Source organism: Solibacillus merdavium (genome assembly GCF_014836935.1).
Taxonomy (GTDB): domain Bacteria; phylum Bacillota; class Bacilli; order Bacillales_A; family Planococcaceae; genus Solibacillus; species Solibacillus ferritrahens.
Genome location: NZ_JACSPW010000001.1, coordinates 111560 through 129072, shown reverse-complemented (window position 1 = coordinate 129072; position 17513 = coordinate 111560). Strand labels below are relative to the sequence as shown.

The following is a 17513-nucleotide window of genomic DNA, read 5'->3' as shown; positions in this document are numbered from 1 at the left end:
CATACAATATGCAATAAAGTTTCAAATCGTTACTTATAGAATTAGACCAATAAAGGTCGTAGCCAATCCTAAATAAATAACAATACTCGTGACGTCGTTTAATGTCGTAATAAAAGGACCTGATGCAACGGCAGGGTCGACACCAAGCTTATGCATGATAATCGGAATAAATGATCCCGCTAATGTGGCGACAACAATGGAACAACAGATCGATGCCCCGACAAGTAAACCTACTATCAAGGTACCTTTCCAAAAGAAAATAATCCCCACTACAATAGCACCACTGACCAATCCCATAATTATACCTGTACTTAATTCACGAAGGACAAGCTTGAACTTACTTTTGCCTCCGATATCTCCTGTTGCAATACCACGAATTGCTACAGCTAGTGCCTGTGTACCACTATTTCCTGATGTGCCAGAAATGAGTGGAATGAACGTTGCTAGTAATGCGACTTTATCGAGAGTTGCTTCAAATATCCCCATTAATCCTGACGTAAGCATCCCTAAAAATAATAAAATAATCAACCAAGGCAAACGTTTTCCTGCTGCTCGAATCGGTCCTGCATCATTGTCATCCATGTCCGAAATACCCGCAAGTTTTGAGTAGTCATCTTCTGCTTCTTCTTCAATAACATCGATAATATCATCGAATGTAATGATGCCCTGGAGTTCTCGATTTTCATTAATAACCGGAATTGCCAAAAAGTCATAGTCTTTCATTAAGTTTGCGACATTTTCCTGGTCGTCGGTCACCTTCACCGAAAGGACACGATCACTCATAATATCACGAATATATAAATCTCCTTCTGCGACAATCAATTCTCGTAACGTCATGACACCAAGTAGTCGATGAGCGCTGTCGACAACAAAAATATAATAAATGGTTTCGGCAGTCTGCGCTTCTTGGCGTAATACCCGCATCGCTTCACGAACAGTTGAACTCTCCAGAACCGAAACATACTCAGTTGTCATGATTGCCCCTGCTGTGTATTCCTCATAGCCTAAAAGCTCATTGATCTCATCAACAGTTTCGTCATCCATCATATCTAAGTAATTTTCTCGTTGCTCAGTGTCTAATTCATTTAATATATCCACCGCATTATCGGTATACATAAATCCTAGCATCGCAGCACCATAGGATGGATCCATTTCATTTAAATAATTTTCATATTCATCATCTTCAATTTCTGTCGACTCAAAAATAATGGCCATTTCCTGAGGAGACAAGTAACGATAAATAACCTGCCTTATATCTGGACCTACCTCTTCGTAAAACTTTGCTTGATCAAATGGATGGAGAACTAAAAAATGTTCACGGAATGCCTCAATATTTTCCTCATCGAGTAGCATTCGCAAAAATTCCTCATCATACTGGACTTCATTCTTTTTTTCCTCTATCATGCTTGTCCCCTCCTTTCAATTACTGTAGTAATTCTATTATATGCTTACAATTTCCAATTTTCGCAACATCAAAATTAACTTTCATATTGCCATAATCAATATTAATATAGCAACGAACTATTTTATTATTAATTTTTCCAGTTCGTCAAGGAGGGAAAATATTGTCTTTACTATGCGGTTAGATTAAAAATATCCATTGTGTGAAATCCTTCTATGCATATATATAAACAACTTTCAGATAGTCCCTCTCCAGTATATTCCCTTTTTCATCAAAAAATAAAAGACACCAATTCAGGAATTGGCATCTTCTATTAAATAATAAGACTCGATATTTCAGTTGGGAGCTTGCTGCAAAAATGCATATTTTCTTTCGTTAATGGATGTTCGAACTGTATACTTCGACAATGGAGTGCTTGACGGTTTATTAATTTCCTACTTCCACCGTATAATTCGTCCCCTACTAACGGATGCCCTATATGAGCCATATGAACTCGTATTTGATGCGTTCTCCCAGTATGGAGCTTAAGGCGAATATGAGACATATTATTTTTACGCGCTATTACCGATACATCTGTATGTGCAAATTGACCATCAGCACGGACTTCACGTTCAATAATACTGGTATCTTTTCGTCCGATTGGTAAAATTATAGACTGTTGATCTTGTTCTACATACCCTTCTACAATTGCTTCATATTCACGATGAATGCATCCATTTTTTTGCTGACCACTCATGATATGGTGTATGTGACGATGTTTCGCAATTACCATCAGTCCTGATGTATCACGGTCGAGTCGTGTAACAATATGCACCGTAGAAGCGAGTTGCTGTTGAACGAAATAACCATATACATAATTTGCGATGCTGCCGTTTAGCTGCTCTCTTGAAGGGATTGAATTCATAAAAGAGGGCTTGTCCAATATGAGTAATGCCTCATCTTCATACACAATGGCTAAAGCACCTACTTGTGCGGCCAGACCTTCGCTAACTTCCTCTTGCGGAAAAATAATTGTTACAACATCCCCAATTTTAAGCTTATGCCGTACATTTTTTTCTTCCCCATTGACCAAAAGTTCACCACCATCAAACTTGATGGCAGTCAAAGCACGCTTCGAAATTCCCCATTGAGCAATCGCATCACGCAACAGCGTGTTTTCTATTGAATTAACAAATTGTAATTGAAATCTTTTATCCATATAACCTCATTCTATTCATTCGACACAAATGAATCATGTACACGTTCCCAAAATGGAAATGGTCGGAAGCGCGCAAATCGCACTTTTTCATTTGCAACATTGAAGGTAATCGACTTTACATCTGTTTCCGTCATGCTTATGTGGTCTACCGTCATATTAAATTGCTGCTCATGGACTGGCTTTAATACACAATTATGATGTGCAGGCAACACTAAGGATGAACCTACAGTACGAAAGACACGATTGTTGATCGAAGCCATTTCTGTAATTTGAAACGCTTGTAATGTTGGATGGATAATTGCTCCACCTAAAGCTTTATTGTATGCTGTACTGCCGGATGGTGTCGAAATACACAATCCATCACCACGGAACCGTTCGAAATGCTCCCCATTTAGCTCAACATCCATTACAAGAGTAACGTCCGGAGATTTTATCGTAGCTTCATTCAGTGCCAAATAAGTGCTGGAGTCCGAGTGATGGCGATGTACCTGCACTTCCAACAGCGGATATTCAACTACGTTAAATTCTCTTTTAGCAATAGACAATACTAACTTTTCCAGCTCGGAAGGTTTCCAATCAGCATAAAAACCTAAATGCCCAGTATGGATACCAACAAATGCTGTTTTGTCCAAACGATGCAAATAGCGATGAAATGCATGCAATAATGTCCCATCGCCGCCAATGGAAAGAACAATTTCAGGCTCTTCCTCATCAAATTTCAACCCGAAATCGATTAAATAAGATTTTGCGAGCTCCATCAATTCATTTGATTGGTCATCTCTGCGTGATTGAATTGCAAACTTCATTAGCTTTCACGCTCCTCTTTGTCAGTTGACTTATGAATAGCTGTATTAGTTGCTTCTTTTACTTCACTAAAATATGCTTGGGCCTCATGGATTTCACTTTTAATTGAGGACATTTCCTCATCCAGACGAAATGCCGCCTCAGCCGCACTTTGCAATCGATTTTTTATTTCTTCTGGGAAAATTCCCTTATACTTATAGTTTAATGAATGCTCGATAGATGCCCAAAAGTTCATGGCCAATGTACGGATTTGAATTTCGGCAACGACAACAATGCGGCCCTGAATCGTTTCTACAGGATATTCTACAATTATATGATGGGAGCGGTAGCCACTCGGTTTACTATGTGTAATATAATCCTTTTCTTCAATAACCTTCATATCATTACGCTGGTGAATCAATTCCGTCACTGTAGCAATATCGTCCACAAATTGGCACATGATACGTACGCCTGCAATATCCTGTAATTCATTGCCTAGGCGCGGATTCGGTTCAAATGGTATCCCTTTATCAAACGATTTATCATATATACTCGCAAGTGGTTTAACGCGACCTGTTACGAATTCAATTGGTGAATTTGCACTCATGATCCCGAACTGCGAACGCATTCCTTTTAATTTAATTTTCAGTTCGTCCACTGCCTGTCGGTATGGACTTAAAAATACTTCCCACTGCCCCATTTACAAAGCCCCCCAACTTGAAATAGTACTTTCATATCACACTATTCCAAAACACGTTGTTTCAAACAATTATACTTCTTGTGCATAAGAAAAACACATTTCACACTTAAATCGCACGAAATGACGCTTTTTTTCATTTCAACACCTTTAAACTGCAGATTCACTCTTTACAAAAAATCAGCAAATTCCTTTTCTACGGCCTCTACAAAGCGATTACCATAGTTACTGTTTCCTACTATATTGTAAAGCAATCCTTTTAATTCATCGGTAAACTGATTAAGAGGCATCAAACCATCTTCTACTTTTAAATATGGCTGTTGCCCTGACTTTAACATTTGTACTAATTGCGACCATATAGCTTGTGGAAAACCAATATAACTATATGCATCATTTTCTTCTATGATATAAAGAAACGCCTCATTATCCGAATCAACAATCACTTGTCCTACAGGTTGTAATTGGCTAAGTTGTTTCTTTTCATTTAAAATAAAATGGATTTCATTATGTACTGCTTGAAATTGATTAACTATATATACATTTCTCAATGAATTGAACTCCTTTTTCAATAACGCCTCAACGTGTTATGTTGCATTTTTTTTAAACGGGCATGAAATTTATGTTGAAAAATCTATGCCATCCTCTACGGACCTTCACTTCATATTTTACCATAGGACTATCAATTGGTGCAGTTTCGTTTTAGTGATTTAAAAGAAAAACCAAGACAGCAAAGGAAGATTAAAAAATGACACAGCATATCGAAATAGAATTTAAAAATATTATAACAAAAGCTCAATATGAAGGGCTTCTTCAGGCCTTTTCTATACAGCCAGAGCAGATTATTCGTCAAGTTAACCATTACTTTGATACATCCGGGAACCATTTAAAGGAACTCCAATGTGCGCTGCGAATTCGAGAGATTGGAGAAACAATCGAGTGTACATTAAAAGAAAAAACATCAGAACATCAACATTTAGAAACAACCGATTTTATAACAAGGGAACAAGCCGACCAAATGCTGGCTGGCAAGAGCATTTTATTGCCTGCTGTAAATGAGCGTTTAGCACTTTTTGACATTCCTATGAACACGTTACACTGCTACGGAACATTGACAACAGACCGAGTAGAGATACCATACGAGGGTGGCTTACTTGTGTTCGATCATTCTTTTTATTTGCACTGCGACGATTATGAGGTAGAATATGAGACAAATGATGAAAAGATTGGAAAAAAGATTTTTTCAACATTTTTAGTAAACCATTCAATTGAGCCACAGCCCGCACAAAAGAAAATTGTGCGATTTATGATGGCATTGAATAATCAGAAAGGCTAGGTGCTGTCATGGATATTTCATCAATGAAGTCATTGTTGGAACTACAGGCAATACAAAACATAAATACATCACACCAACCAGGCTCGAGTACGTTATCCTCATCGAATTCAACTTTATTTTCTGATTTAATGAGTGATATTTTAAATGGGCAATCCCTTAATGGACTTGGCGATGTAGGTACTTTACAGCAATTCACAAATACAGAGCTGCAAAATTCACCTACCAATAATTATATCGCTTCATTTTTGTTAGAAAATTCAACAAACTCAACGGATTCAGCAGGTACTCAACACCTTCAAGCAACGAACGTACCACCAATCAATCTTGAATCATATATGACAGATTATACTCGTAAAATCGATGTAAATAATTTCTTTAATGGGGCAGAAAAGTATCAGGCTGAAATTACGGCTGCCGCAAAAAAATTCAATATTCCGGAAAAATTAATTACCGCAGTAATGAAGCAGGAGTCGAATTTCAATGCGTCTGCCATTAGTTCTGCCGGGGCATCGGGTTTAATGCAACTAATGCCTGCAACAGCAAGCTATTTAGGGGTGAAAGACCGCTTTGATCCAGAACAGAATATTATGGGAGGGGCTAAATACTTACGTCAAATGCTGGACCAATTTGATAACAATATAGAAACAGCACTTGCCGCATATAATGCCGGTCCAGGAAATGTAAAGAAATATGGAGGAATTCCACCTTTCCAGGAAACTCAGAATTATGTAAAAAAAGTAATGAACTATGTAAACGTATAGCTTATAGAAAAACGATTTCATTTTTAAATTGATGTGAGTATATAGATTTTTAACATGTAAATGTTCCTACGATAAAATTTTTTAATAAACAAATAAACCTACTATATATATGCGTTTCTAGCATAGTTTATATGGATGTAAAGAGCCCTACAAATTATTTGCAGGGCACTTTATTTGTTAAAACATCATTCCGTTGCTAGAATGAATGTAACGCCTAAATGAAATTTATATAACGGAAACATCATTCGTATTTCATTTATGGGCAAAGAAAGACACAAAGGAGTATAACTAATGAATCGAAATTTTACGATTCCTTATGAGGAACTCGGCGCTGAAAAGCTTTCTGAATTAATTAACGCGTTCTACTCTCGAGTGGCGAAGCATCCATTATTAATTCCTATTTTCCCAGATGATTTAAGTGAAACAATTCGTAAACAAATACAATTCCAAACGCAGTATCTAGGGGGTCCTAATCTCTTCACTGAAGAACACGGTCATCCAATGATGCGTGCCCGACATATGCATTTTAAAATTACACCCGATCGTGCCCAGGCATGGCTAGAATGTATGGCAGAAGCGATGGACGAGGTTGGCTTAGACGGTAAATTCCGCGAAGTTTACTATAAGCGTCTCGTAATGACTGCTCACCATATGGTTAATGCCCCAAATGATGAGGAGGGATTTGAGTGAATAATGTCCAACTTTTACAGCAACCTGTAGCACCATCCACATGTAATAAACCAATTGAGCTTTATATTTTCATTGACCCTCTTTGTGAAAAAGCATTACTTATGCAAATGACATTACGTAAGCTTCAGGTAGAATATGGTCATTACTTTACATGTCGATATGTCCTCAGTACGGAACTTTCTGCTTTAAACAGCATTACTAGCCGTATGAAAGGCTGTGTTTCCGGAGCGGAATTGGATATTACACATCCTGCACTACCTTCAATCGCAATTAAAGCCGCCGAACTGCAAGGAAAGCGAGCTGGTTTCCGCTATTTAAACAAAGTTCAGGAAGTAGCGGTTCTTAATACCCGAAATATTAATTCTCATGCAACATTAATAGAAATTGCGCAGCAAGTTAACTTGGATATGGATGAATTCGTATCTGACTTTGGTTCCAAAGAAGCTGCCCGTGCATTTCAATGTGATTTATACTTAACGCGTGAAATGGAAGTAGAGGAAATTCCAAGCATTGTATTTTTCAACGAATGCATTGAAGATGAAGGATTAAAAGTAAGTGGTTCATACAATTATGAAGTATATGAACATATTTTAGCAGAATTACTCGGTGAAGAATTAAATCGCCAACCCGTTCCTACATTAGATGATTTATTCGATCATTTCAGCATTTTGACGACTGCGGAAGTAGCAGAAATTTATTCAATCAATGAACAGCTTGCTGAACGTGAACTAAAAAAACGGATGCTTCAACAAAAAGTAGAACGTATTATGACTGATGAAATAACACTATGGCGTGCAAAATAGCACAATTTATAATTACAATATAATTTAATTGCCCTTATATATTTATTTTAGCCAGCGACGCATTTAAGCGAGCTGGTTTTTTTGTCCTATAATATTTATTGAAGTTTGAAACAATAAGTATAAATAAATGGAGATAATCCGGAAAACAATAATATAGATAGTCATGGAGTAAAAAAATAAAAGAGGCGCCTTATTCTCGAGAAATAAGACGCCTCTTTTTCACAAAGGGGATGGGAGAAATGTTCACGTTCAAACAAAGGGGTGTATGTTTGTTATGTGATTTATTTCACAAATATTACTCTATCATGAAATAATATTCCTTGCAATAATTCTTTTATAATTTCACAATTTCGCCATATAGTAAGCGTTTTCAAATCTGAAACATCCCATATATTATGCTGAAAACTAAAAAGCTCTCAAATCATTGATATATATACATTTGTTACCTATTTGCTGCAAAAATTTTTTTAGGAAATACATAACTTTAAATACAAAATTTCTATTTTTAAAAGCAAAAAACGCACCTGAAACAGATGCGTTTTCACAAACAATTAATTATTTAATAATAATTTTTCAAGTTCTTCTAACTTCTCTTCGAATACTTTACATGCAAGCGCGATTGGTTCTGGTGATTCCATATCTACACCTGCTGCTTTTAATACTTCAATTGGGAAGTCTGAGCAACCAGCTTTTAGGAAGTTGTTAATATAACGCTCAACTGCAGACTCGCCCTCTTCCAATATTTGCTTAGATAATGCTGTCGCAGCAGATTGTCCTGTTGCATATTGGTATACGTAATAGTTGTAATAGAAGTGTGGGATGCGTGCCCATTCAAGACCGATTTCTTCATCTACTGTCATCGAGTCCCCAAAATATTGTTTGTTCAAATCATAGTAGATTGATGTTAACTTCTCAGCCGTAATTGATTCGCCTTTAGCATCCAACTCATGAGTCATATGCTCAAATTCAGCAAACATAGTCTGGCGGAATACTGTGCCGCGGAATCCATCTAACCATTGATTCAACAAATATATTTTTTTCTTTTCATCATCTAGCGTGTTCATTAAATGATCAAATAGAAGCTCTTCATTGCATGTTGAAGCAACTTCCGCAACGAAAATCGAGTAATCTGAATATTGGTATGGCTGATTTTCACGTGAATAATAGCTATGCATCGAGTGACCAAATTCATGTGCCAAAGTGTATAGATTGTTCACATTGTTTTGCCAGTTCATTAAAACATATGGGTTTGTACCGAATGTACCTGATGAATAGGCACCACTGCGTTTCCCTTTGTTTTCCAACACGTCAACCCAACGGCTATCCAAACCTTTTTGTACAATTTCTTGATATTCCTTACCTAAAGGCGCAAAGCTTTCAACCATCGTTTTCATTGCTTCTTCGTATGTTACTTCCATTTTCACTTCTTTTACAAGAGGTGTAAATAGGTCATACATATGCAATTCATCTACACCTAAAACCTTTTTGCGCAGCTCCACGTAGCGATGTAGTGCTGGTAAATAGTCATGAATTGTTGAAATAAGTTGATCGTATACTTTTTCAGGAATAAAGTTATTGCTCAACGCAGCATGACGCGCTGAATCGTAATTACGGATTTTTGCATTGGCATTATGTGCTTTCACATTCCCTGCCAAAGTTGTCGCAAATGTGTTTTTATATTGGCCATACGTTTTGTATACTGCTTTAAATGCTGATTCACGTACTTCACGATTATCACTTTCCAGCATTGTGATGTAATTACCGTGTGTAATTTGAACTTCTTCCCCATCTTCACCAATAATTTTCGGGAATTCCAGATCGGCATTATTTAGTGCACTGAATGTTTTGCTCGCTGAAGAAGCGACTTCCGACATTTGCGCTAGCAACTCTTCTTTTTCCGCAGATAATACGTGCGGACGACCTAAGTTAATTTCTTTAAGGCTCTGTTTGTATAAAGCAAGCGGTTCATAGCTATCCACATAGCTGTTTAATGTCGCTTCATCCAACGCTAAAATTTCAGGAGTAATAAATGACCATGCAGCTCCTACATTTGTAATAACAGAACGTACTCGACCGTCCAAATCCTGATATTTGCCGTTCGTTGTATCCTGGTCATGCTTTAAATGAGAATACACATATAATTTGTGTAGACGCTCATATAATGCATCACTAAATTGCAATGTATTGTATAAACTTTCCGCGCTGTCTGCTACTTTCCCTTTAAAATCCGAAGCTTGTTTGGATAACTGGTCCACTTCTTTCAGCTCTGCTTCCCAAGCATCATCCGACTCAAAAATTGATGTTAAATCCCAAGTTAAATGCTCAGGTACTTCTTCACGTGTTAAAATTTGCTTTGCCATTCATTTGCCTCCTAATATTCCGAAATTCGAAATTATAAGTCTATTTAATCAATTTCACTATCCAATTGCAACCCATTGGTCGTATAGAACTTCAAAAAGTTTATTTAAGTTAATTTTTTCATGTACTTGCTCAATATTCAGCGCTCTTAATATTTTTAAATACTGCTCAACTGCCACTTTCCTTTCACTCGTTTGTTCCATATCACTCCATTTTAAAAAATATGGAATAGCCTTTCGATTCATCGTTTTGGGGATAAGGTTGTGACATTTCATAAAATAAAATAATTGTACTTGCCACTCTAAACAAAAACTATCAAAAGCAGTCGTATTCAATACAGGAATCCCCAAAAAAACCGGTAAATTAGTGGTCGTTAAATGCAGTTCATACAGAGCGCGTAAAAACCGGTCATTGACCCCCTTTTTGCTCAACATTAAACGAGGTCGCAAATATTGATCTCGATACTTTCTAAAACTCGTGAGTACCTGACGGAATACTTCCTTAGGGAGTTTCTCGGGAATAAGGAATGGGAATTGCTGTTGATGTAGTGGAAGTTTTTTAACGAATGCAAAGTACTGCATTTTATTAATATGAATTAAGTTACTCATATAGTAAAAATTTTTACTTTTTACATCATAGGTTAGGAGGAAATATTGATTTTTATACTGTTGAATAAATTGAGCATTGAAATAGTTAATTGAAATTTTCATAATTCCTGATGCTTGAAATTTTTGAGGTGTGTGTAATAGCCAAATCGGTGTAATATTTGCCTTTAAATACCCCTTTGTTCGCTGTAAAAAAAGTTCCTGCGAAATTGGGCTGCATTGGAATTCGATGGCATATTGCCTGTCCTTTTTAGAAATGAAAATATCAGGTCTTTGACCGAGAAAGGGCAAATATGGCTCAAGCATTGGTTGCAGCTTTAGTTTTGTGAATAGCTGAAATAATTGTTGCTTGCCTAATAAATGGGCGGCCGATTCCCGCTCTGAAAATAATGAGACACAATTACTGTTTTTAGAATGTGCAAAGTGAGGAATTTTAATCTGTCCCGCTTTTAGTAAAAGCTTCTCCTTGCATTGGGGACAATAAAACTGCCGTTGTTGCTTTAATTGTTGCAGATCCTGTTCTGATAGCTTTGTCGTTAAATAAAGTAACTGTTGTTTTTCTGTCAGTGCGACCAGCAATACCTTTCACTCCTTTTTATCTATCGTAAGCAAATGAATAAAAGCTTTCAACTTACAATTAGTAACTAGTGGGAAAGTGATATTTTCAATAAGTTTCATTAAGAAGCAAGCACCCCTTTCAAAACAAAAAAGCCACCTCGGAATTTCAGGTGGCTTCAACTACTGCTTGATTATTCAAAATATGTGATAATTGTTTCAAAGCAGTCTTCTGGAATGATTGTCTCCGCGTATTCGTCCAGACGGTGACCCGTTACTTTGGAAGCGGATAAATATTCACTGCATAATGCAACGACATTTTTCGCTTCTTGGATTTCCAGGTTTTCTAACTCTACATATAAATAGTAGTAGTCCTCCCATTTATACAGCACAGACTTAATTCCCAACGGGGCTGCGCGTTTTGCAAGAGGCACTAGCTCATCAATATCTTTAAATCGGAATCGTGCATTTTCAAGCGTTTGCTCTTCATCTTTGGCTGCCTTACCAATTGCATTGAAAATCGATTCTTCCATTTCGTTTAATTGATCTGCTATATGAAGGTCGTCTTCAAAAGTACCAACCATCGATGAAGTTTCGGAATCATTCCCTACAGATGCACGCGTTACAACGACTTCTAACCCACTTTCAGAAGCATTAATATGAATCCAAATCGGACCATCCAAGTCGAAATAATCATCTGTATTTACTTCGCCAATGATATCCCAAAAGAGCTCTTCTCCCTTAGCGCGATTGTACCAAATTTCTTCACGCGTATAACCACGGTCTTCGATATCACTATACGTAATAAATAGTTTTAACGTATTTTCATTAATGCGTTCGATGTCCATTAGACCTCAACTCCCTTCACAGTCATTGTATAGAACGTCAATTATATTCCAAAATGCTACAATATTACGCTCTATTGCATCGGAACTAAGATACTTTTAATAAATGGGAAGTATCTATAATTCTATTGTATGATGGTTTGGATAAAAATGAAAAGAAAAAACATTATTCAGCATAAATTATTTGAATAATTGAAATTGTATTGCACGCATCATTTTAAATCAAGTATTAAAGAATCACTATTAATATGTTCGAAAATAAAAAAAAAGATGCCACAATTGCACCCTAGGCAACCGTAGCATCATGAGTGTCTTTTATTTAGTTAACCATGCGTTGTGCTTCCTGCAGCTGGTAAGCACGTACTTTACGAGGCAGGAATCGACGGATTTCATCTTCATTATAGCCGACTTGCAAACGTTTTTCGTCCAAAATAATCGGTCGACGCAGAAGACCTGGATACTCCTGTATTAGTTCGTATAATCTTTGCAATGGCAATGTTTCAACATCTACATTTAATTTTTGGAAAATTTTAGATCGCGTTGAAATAATTTCATCTGTACCATCTTCTGTCATTCGTAAAATTTCTTTAATTTCACTAATTGTAAGTGGCTCCGAAAAAATATTGCGCTCTGTATATGGGATATCATGTTCCTCTAACCATGCTTTTGCTTTTCGACATGAAGTACAACTTGGTGAAGTAAATAATGTTACTAACATTGTCTCACTCCTCTCTAATTGATTTCAATTCAACTGATATATGCTGCTTCATTTCATATAGAAGCGTAAATATATAATACTTAGTTTAGAATTAATTTAATTTAAGATTCTGTTCCTATTATACATGAATACGCCTTGTTTGAATACACATTGTCAACAAATAATTCAACTACCGTAATAATTTTTATTACATATTTTTCTCTATTAAGCGCACTTTCTTTATTTTTGTGCTACACCATTTTTGTACCCCGATGCTAATAGACTTAAACTTAATAGGCCGAATGTTTTTTCTCATTTATTCAAATATAATTGAGAAACAAACTAAGCGAAGAATTGTTGTTTCAAATAATCAGCTTGTTATTTTACTACTATTTCCACTACAATGCATTTTTATTCCTATTTCTTTCAAATAAAACAATTGCTTTCTTTTCGATATTTGCGTTATAATCACTTTCAAGATTATTATAACGATTACGAAAAACGATGACGAAGAGTAGTACATTTAAAACGAGTGCCTAGAGAATCTGTGGTTGGTGCAAACAGATCATTCATTAAATGGAATGGACTTCCGAGTTAGCTTGATGAAAGGACTTCAACGTATAAGTCCCATTAGTTAAGCTCGTTCCCTTCACGTTACGAAGAAGAGTGGCCAATTAAGGCAAGCTGGGTGGTACCGCGGATTTCAACATCATTCGTCCCTTCTATTATTTATTTAATAGAGGACGCATGATGTTTTTTTCAGTTTTTGAAAAAAATTCGATTTACCCATTTTAAGGAGGAACCCCCAATGAAAACCATCTTTTCAGGCGTACAGCCAACAGGAACAATTACTTTAGGAAACTATATCGGTGCAATTAAACAATTCCCTGCACTACAGAATGACAATAATGCAATTTACTGCATCGTTGACCAACATGCCATTACCGTTCCACAAGATCGATTGGAATTACGCAAAAATATCCGCTCATTAGCAGCGATGTACATTGCCTGTGGTATTGATCCGGAAAAATCCATTTTATTTATCCAATCTGAAGTACCCGCTCACGCACAGGCTGGCTGGATGCTACAATGTGTCGCGTCCATCGGTGAATTAGAGCGCATGACCCAGTTTAAAGATAAATCAACTGGAAAAGAATCGGTTTCTGCCGCATTATTAACATACCCACCACTGATGGCAGCTGATATTCTTTTATACAATACAGACATCGTTCCTGTAGGAGAAGATCAAAAACAGCATATCGAGCTGACACGCGATTTAGCGGAACGTTTTAATAAGCGTTACAATGATGTTCTAACGATTCCTGATATCCAATTACCAAAAGAAGGCGCCCGCATAAAATCATTGCAGGAACCGACGAAAAAAATGTCAAAATCGGATACAAATACGAAAGCGACAATCCGATTATTAGATACACCAAAAGATATTGAGAAGAAAATTAAATCTGCTGTAACGGATTCTGAAGGTATTGTAAAATTCGACGTTGAAAATAAGCCAGGCGTATCCAATTTACTCATCATTGAATCTGCATTATCAGGAGTTTCAATTAGGGATTTAGAAGAAAAGTACGAAGGCAAAGGCTACGGCGATTTTAAAGCAGGTGTGGCGCAAGCTGTTATAGACCATATTACACCTATTCAAGAGCGCTATTATGCATTAATCGACTCTCCGGAACTAGATCTTATTTTAGATGAAGGAGCTGCTAAAGCGGATGCTATCGCAGCCAAAACGCTTAAGAAAATGGAGAACGCGATGGGATTAGGCCGTAAACGACGCTAACCATTCCGATTACCGCAACTAGAAGCAAGTACAGTTCTGCACCATGAAGGATGTACAGTAGCACTGCATGCCATGAATAGCCCAGTGTACGATAGTTTAAGTATAATATCATATTACTAATCGACATTACACAAAGCCCATAGAAAAACAAAAATAGTACGAAACGTGTCAAAACACCATCCTTTGTACAACTATACGAAAAACGAACGGACGATAGAATTCGTCCGTTCGTTTTTTATATCCTATTGTTCTGTGTATTTCTTAAACAATAAACAAGCGTTATGCCCACCAAAGCCTAATGAATTGCTTAATCCATATTCTACATCCGCTTTTCGTGCTGCATTTGCAACATAATCCAAGTCACACTCCGGATCAGGATCCTGTAAATTCATCGTCGGTGGTAAAATCCCCTCTTTTAGGGCAAGTACTGTAAATATTGCTTCAATACCACCCGCTGCTCCTAATAAATGACCAGTCATACTTTTTGTCGAGCTCATTGCCAGCTTGTATGCATGCTCGCCAAATACTGTTTTAACCGCTTGTGTCTCAAATAAGTCGTTGTACGGCGTACTCGTACCGTGTGCATTAATATATCCTACTTGCTCTGGAGAGACATTCGCATCATCTAACGCCATTTTCATTGCACGTGCAGCACCTTCACCATTTGGAGCTGGCGCTGTAATATGATGGGCATCTCCAGTTGAACCGTAGCCAACTACTTCTCCATAAATTTTCGCACCACGAGCTTTTGCATGTTCATATTCTTCCAAAATTAAAATCCCTGCCCCTTCACCAATAACGAATCCATCACGATTTTTATCAAATGGACGAGATGCTGTCGTAATATCGGGATTTAATGATAATGCAGTGTTTGCACTAAAGCCCGCAACCGCCATTGTTACGATAGGCGCTTCTGTTCCTCCTGTAATCATTACATCCGCATCACCACGTTCAATTACTTTGAAAGCATCTCCTATTGAATTCGTTCCTGAAGCACAGGCCGTTACGGAGCATGAGTTGACTCCCTTTGCTCCTAAATAAATGGATACTTGGCCAGAAGCCATATCCGGAATCATCATTGGTACGAAAAATGGACTTACACGGCGAACACCGCGCTCTTGGAAAGTCAAAAATTGTTGTTCATGCGTTTCCATTCCACCTATTCCAGAGCCAATCCATACACCTACACGAGGTGCCATTTCTTCTGTAATCGTAAGGTTTGCATCTTTTGCGGCCATCATTGAAGCAGCTAGAGCATAATGAGTAAAGCGATCCATTTTACGTGCTTCTTTTTTCTCAATGTAATCTTCTATATTAAAATCTTTCACTTCCGCTGCTACAGACACCGTAAATTTACTTGTATCCACTCGCGTTAGTGGTCCGATTCCAGATTTACCCGCTACTACATTTTCCCATGATTGCTCTGCATTGTTTCCTACTGGCGTTACTGCTCCGATTCCTGTTACAACAACTCTTCTTTTCTCCATTATTTAACACCCTTCTCTTTCGTTATTTTCCCCATTTTAACGCGAGTGCTCCCCAAGTAAGCCCTCCACCGAATCCAACTAAAACTACGATATCATCATCTTTAATTTTCCCCTCAGCTAAATCATCGACAATTGAGATACCAATAGATGCAGCCGATGTATTGCCGTACTTATGAATCGTTTTCGACATTTTTTCTTCCGGTAGCCCTAGACGCTCTCTAGCAGCTTCCATAATGCGGATATTCGCCTGGTGCGGTACTAAATAATCCACATCTCCCTTTGTTAATCCAGCCTTTTCCAGTACACTGATTGCAGATTCACCCATTTGACGAACCGCAAACTTAAATACTTCACGACCATTCATCGAAATGTGGTTTTCAGGATTTAAATACAAATGTTTTCCGCCTGTCCCATCAGCACCAAGTTCAAATGCCAATATGCCACGGCCTTCAGAAACTTTTCCAATTACTGCTGCACTTGCGCCATCACCAAATAAAACAGCGGTGTTGCGGTCATTCCAATCGGTTATTTTAGATAATTTTTCAACACCTACTACTAATATATATTCATAACTATTACTCTCAATAAATTGTTTTGCTATAGCCGTCCCATAAATAAAGCCAGAACATGCAGCGGAAATGTCCATTGCACCACAACCCGAGATGCCAAGACGTTCTTGTATTTGGCAGGCTACACTTGGAAAGTTTTGATCTTGTGTAACTGTTGCAACAATGATTAATCCCACTTCTTCAGCTGTAATACCGGCATTTTGAATAGCTTGTTGTGCAGCTTTATAAGCTAAATCCGATGTTTCCTCATTCTCTGCGATATATCGATTTCCAATACCAGTCCGAGAACGAATCCATTCATCCGATGTATCTAAAATTTGTTCTATTTCCGAATTCGATAAAGCTTTCTCCGGAATGTACTTGCCTATGCCAACTATACCAGCATTCATATATTATCCCCCTTGTTTTCAAACATCTCCAACCCAAATCTTCTGCTGAATAACATTAAATAATCACTAAATATTAGTATCTGGTACTAATTATAAAGTATAATTATTTTGAAAACAATTAAAATTTATGGAAAACACAATTGACATGTTTTTATGGTGTTGAATTTTCACTTTATGACATCTTAGCGAAAAGTTGTTTTCCCCCTTTTATTTTCATGAAGGCTTGTGGTATGATATTGAAGATGTAATTTCAAAATAACGATATAAATAAGTTCAATGAGGTGAAATTGATGCAATATATTATTACTTTCTTTTGGTCATTCCTATTAGTAACAATGACAAACTATGTAGTAAGTTCTGTATTAGGTGTAAACTTTAATTTCATGAATGGCGTAATCGTATCTTTAGTATTCAGCGTTTTAGTTATTATTATCGCTGCAATCATTCCAAACGAATCAACTCCAGAAATAGAAGCAGAGCAACATTAATAGATGACAAGGGGCTGTCCGGTATAAAACTGGACAGCCCCTTGTCATTTAATTT

General features: G+C 37.1%; 18 protein-coding genes and 1 other annotated feature. Of the genes, 6 read left to right on the top strand and 12 right to left on the bottom strand.

The features are described 5' to 3' along the window. Positions 1–33: 33 nt before the first annotated feature. From mgtE to H9632_RS00485, 5 genes are all read right to left on the bottom strand, one after another. Complete coding sequence (gene mgtE, locus H9632_RS00505) at positions 34–1404, bottom strand: magnesium transporter (protein ID WP_191702179.1); 1371 nt, start codon at positions 1402–1404, stop codon at positions 34–36. A gap of 311 nt (positions 1405–1715) precedes the next feature. Then, positions 1716–2600, bottom strand: coding sequence for an RluA family pseudouridine synthase (locus H9632_RS00500; RefSeq protein ID WP_191702178.1), 885 nt, complete (start codon positions 2598–2600; stop codon positions 1716–1718). An 11-nt stretch (positions 2601–2611) separates the two neighbouring features. Continuing rightward, the gene (locus H9632_RS00495; RefSeq protein WP_191702177.1) at positions 2612–3406 is read right to left on the bottom strand and encodes an NAD kinase; all 795 of its coding nucleotides are present in this window, start codon (positions 3404–3406) and stop codon (positions 2612–2614) included. Beyond that, on the bottom strand, positions 3406–4083 hold the full coding sequence (locus H9632_RS00490; protein ID WP_191702176.1) for a GTP pyrophosphokinase: 678 nt from the start codon (positions 4081–4083) through the stop codon (positions 3406–3408). Before H9632_RS00490 ends, H9632_RS00495 begins: the two co-directional genes overlap by 1 nt. Before the next feature lie 167 nt (positions 4084–4250). Next, positions 4251–4628 carry a UPF0738 family protein gene (locus H9632_RS00485; protein ID WP_191702175.1) on the bottom strand — a complete coding sequence of 126 codons (378 nt, stop codon included), beginning with the start codon at positions 4626–4628 and terminating at the stop codon, positions 4251–4253. Between the two features lie 197 nt (positions 4629–4825). On the opposite strand from H9632_RS00485, the gene H9632_RS00480 reads away from it, so the two are divergent. From H9632_RS00480 to H9632_RS00465, 4 genes are all read left to right on the top strand, one after another. Then, the gene (locus H9632_RS00480; protein ID WP_191702174.1) at positions 4826–5413 is read left to right on the top strand and encodes a CYTH domain-containing protein; all 588 of its coding nucleotides are present in this window, start codon (positions 4826–4828) and stop codon (positions 5411–5413) included. Positions 5414–5421: 8 nt separating this feature from the next. Beyond that, entirely contained in the window at positions 5422–6174 is a 753-nt protein-coding gene (locus tag H9632_RS00475) for a lytic transglycosylase domain-containing protein (protein WP_191702173.1), read from the top strand. Positions 6175–6465: 291 nt separating this feature from the next. Further along, on the top strand, positions 6466–6864 hold the full coding sequence (locus H9632_RS00470; protein ID WP_191702172.1) for a globin domain-containing protein: 399 nt from the start codon (positions 6466–6468) through the stop codon (positions 6862–6864). Continuing rightward, entirely contained in the window at positions 6861–7667 is an 807-nt protein-coding gene (locus H9632_RS00465) for a DsbA family protein (RefSeq protein ID WP_191702171.1), read from the top strand. Before H9632_RS00470 ends, H9632_RS00465 begins: the two co-directional genes overlap by 4 nt. Positions 7668–8218: 551 nt before the next feature. Here the strand turns inward: H9632_RS00465 and pepF are convergent. The 4 genes from pepF to spxA form a co-directional block, all read right to left on the bottom strand. Then, positions 8219–10027 (bottom strand): oligoendopeptidase F, encoded by a 1809-nt coding sequence (pepF, locus tag H9632_RS00460; RefSeq protein ID WP_191702170.1) that lies wholly within the window; start codon positions 10025–10027, stop codon positions 8219–8221. A gap of 57 nt (positions 10028–10084) precedes the next feature. Beyond that, on the bottom strand, positions 10085–11209 hold the full coding sequence (locus tag H9632_RS00455) for a competence protein CoiA (protein ID WP_191702169.1): 1125 nt from the start codon (positions 11207–11209) through the stop codon (positions 10085–10087). A 170-nt stretch (positions 11210–11379) separates the two neighbouring features. Continuing rightward, positions 11380–12033, bottom strand: coding sequence for an adaptor protein MecA (gene mecA / locus H9632_RS00450; protein ID WP_191702168.1), 654 nt, complete (start codon positions 12031–12033; stop codon positions 11380–11382). Between the two features lie 316 nt (positions 12034–12349). Continuing rightward, positions 12350–12748 (bottom strand): transcriptional regulator SpxA, encoded by a 399-nt coding sequence (gene spxA / locus H9632_RS00445; RefSeq protein WP_008403575.1) that lies wholly within the window; start codon positions 12746–12748, stop codon positions 12350–12352. Between the two features lie 474 nt (positions 12749–13222). Beyond that, positions 13223–13451 (top strand) — a binding site (T-box leader). A gap of 84 nt (positions 13452–13535) precedes the next feature. On the opposite strand from spxA, the gene trpS reads away from it, so the two are divergent. Next, positions 13536–14525 carry a tryptophan--tRNA ligase gene (gene trpS / locus H9632_RS00440; RefSeq protein ID WP_191702167.1) on the top strand — a complete coding sequence of 330 codons (990 nt, stop codon included), beginning with the start codon at positions 13536–13538 and terminating at the stop codon, positions 14523–14525. On the opposite strand, the gene H9632_RS18755 is transcribed toward trpS, so the two are convergent. The 3 genes from H9632_RS18755 to H9632_RS00430 all read right to left on the bottom strand — a co-directional run bounded on the left by H9632_RS18755 (position 14479) and on the right by H9632_RS00430 (position 16970). Next, entirely contained in the window at positions 14479–14697 is a 219-nt protein-coding gene (locus H9632_RS18755; protein WP_225223607.1) for a hypothetical protein, read from the bottom strand. The two genes, trpS and H9632_RS18755, sit on opposite strands and share 47 nt — an antisense overlap. Positions 14698–14767: 70 nt before the next feature. Further along, entirely contained in the window at positions 14768–16012 is a 1245-nt protein-coding gene (fabF, locus tag H9632_RS00435; protein ID WP_191702166.1) for a beta-ketoacyl-ACP synthase II, read from the bottom strand. Between the two features lie 22 nt (positions 16013–16034). After that, a complete protein-coding gene (locus H9632_RS00430; RefSeq protein ID WP_191702165.1) occupies positions 16035–16970 on the bottom strand; it encodes a beta-ketoacyl-ACP synthase III in 936 nt (311 codons plus the stop codon). A 290-nt stretch (positions 16971–17260) separates the two neighbouring features. Between H9632_RS00430 and H9632_RS00425 the strand changes: the two genes are divergently transcribed. After that, positions 17261–17458: a YjzD family protein gene (locus tag H9632_RS00425; protein WP_191702164.1), complete on the top strand. Its 198-nt coding sequence runs from the start codon at positions 17261–17263 to the stop codon at positions 17456–17458. Positions 17459–17513 lie beyond the last annotated feature (55 nt).

Coding starts and splice junctions, on each gene's coding strand:
- H9632_RS00430 (WP_191702165.1), bottom strand. CDS start 16,970: ATGAATGCTGGTATAGTTGGCATAGGCAAGTACATTCCGGAGAAAGCT.
- H9632_RS00495 (WP_191702177.1), bottom strand. CDS start 3,406: ATGAAGTTTGCAATTCAATCACGCAGAGATGACCAATCAAATGAATTG.
- fabF (WP_191702166.1), bottom strand. CDS start 16,012: ATGGAGAAAAGAAGAGTTGTTGTAACAGGAATCGGAGCAGTAACGCCA.
- H9632_RS00480 (WP_191702174.1), top strand. CDS start 4,826: ATGACACAGCATATCGAAATAGAATTTAAAAATATTATAACAAAAGCT.
- H9632_RS00425 (WP_191702164.1), top strand. CDS start 17,261: ATGCAATATATTATTACTTTCTTTTGGTCATTCCTATTAGTAACAATG.
- H9632_RS00500 (WP_191702178.1), bottom strand. CDS start 2,600: ATGGATAAAAGATTTCAATTACAATTTGTTAATTCAATAGAAAACACG.
- pepF (WP_191702170.1), bottom strand. CDS start 10,027: ATGGCAAAGCAAATTTTAACACGTGAAGAAGTACCTGAGCATTTAACT.
- mecA (WP_191702168.1), bottom strand. CDS start 12,033: ATGGACATCGAACGCATTAATGAAAATACGTTAAAACTATTTATTACG.
- trpS (WP_191702167.1), top strand. CDS start 13,536: ATGAAAACCATCTTTTCAGGCGTACAGCCAACAGGAACAATTACTTTA.
- spxA (WP_008403575.1), bottom strand. CDS start 12,748: ATGTTAGTAACATTATTTACTTCACCAAGTTGTACTTCATGTCGAAAA.
- H9632_RS00470 (WP_191702172.1), top strand. CDS start 6,466: ATGAATCGAAATTTTACGATTCCTTATGAGGAACTCGGCGCTGAAAAG.
- mgtE (WP_191702179.1), bottom strand. CDS start 1,404: ATGATAGAGGAAAAAAAGAATGAAGTCCAGTATGATGAGGAATTTTTG.
- H9632_RS00475 (WP_191702173.1), top strand. CDS start 5,422: ATGGATATTTCATCAATGAAGTCATTGTTGGAACTACAGGCAATACAA.
- H9632_RS00490 (WP_191702176.1), bottom strand. CDS start 4,083: ATGGGGCAGTGGGAAGTATTTTTAAGTCCATACCGACAGGCAGTGGAC.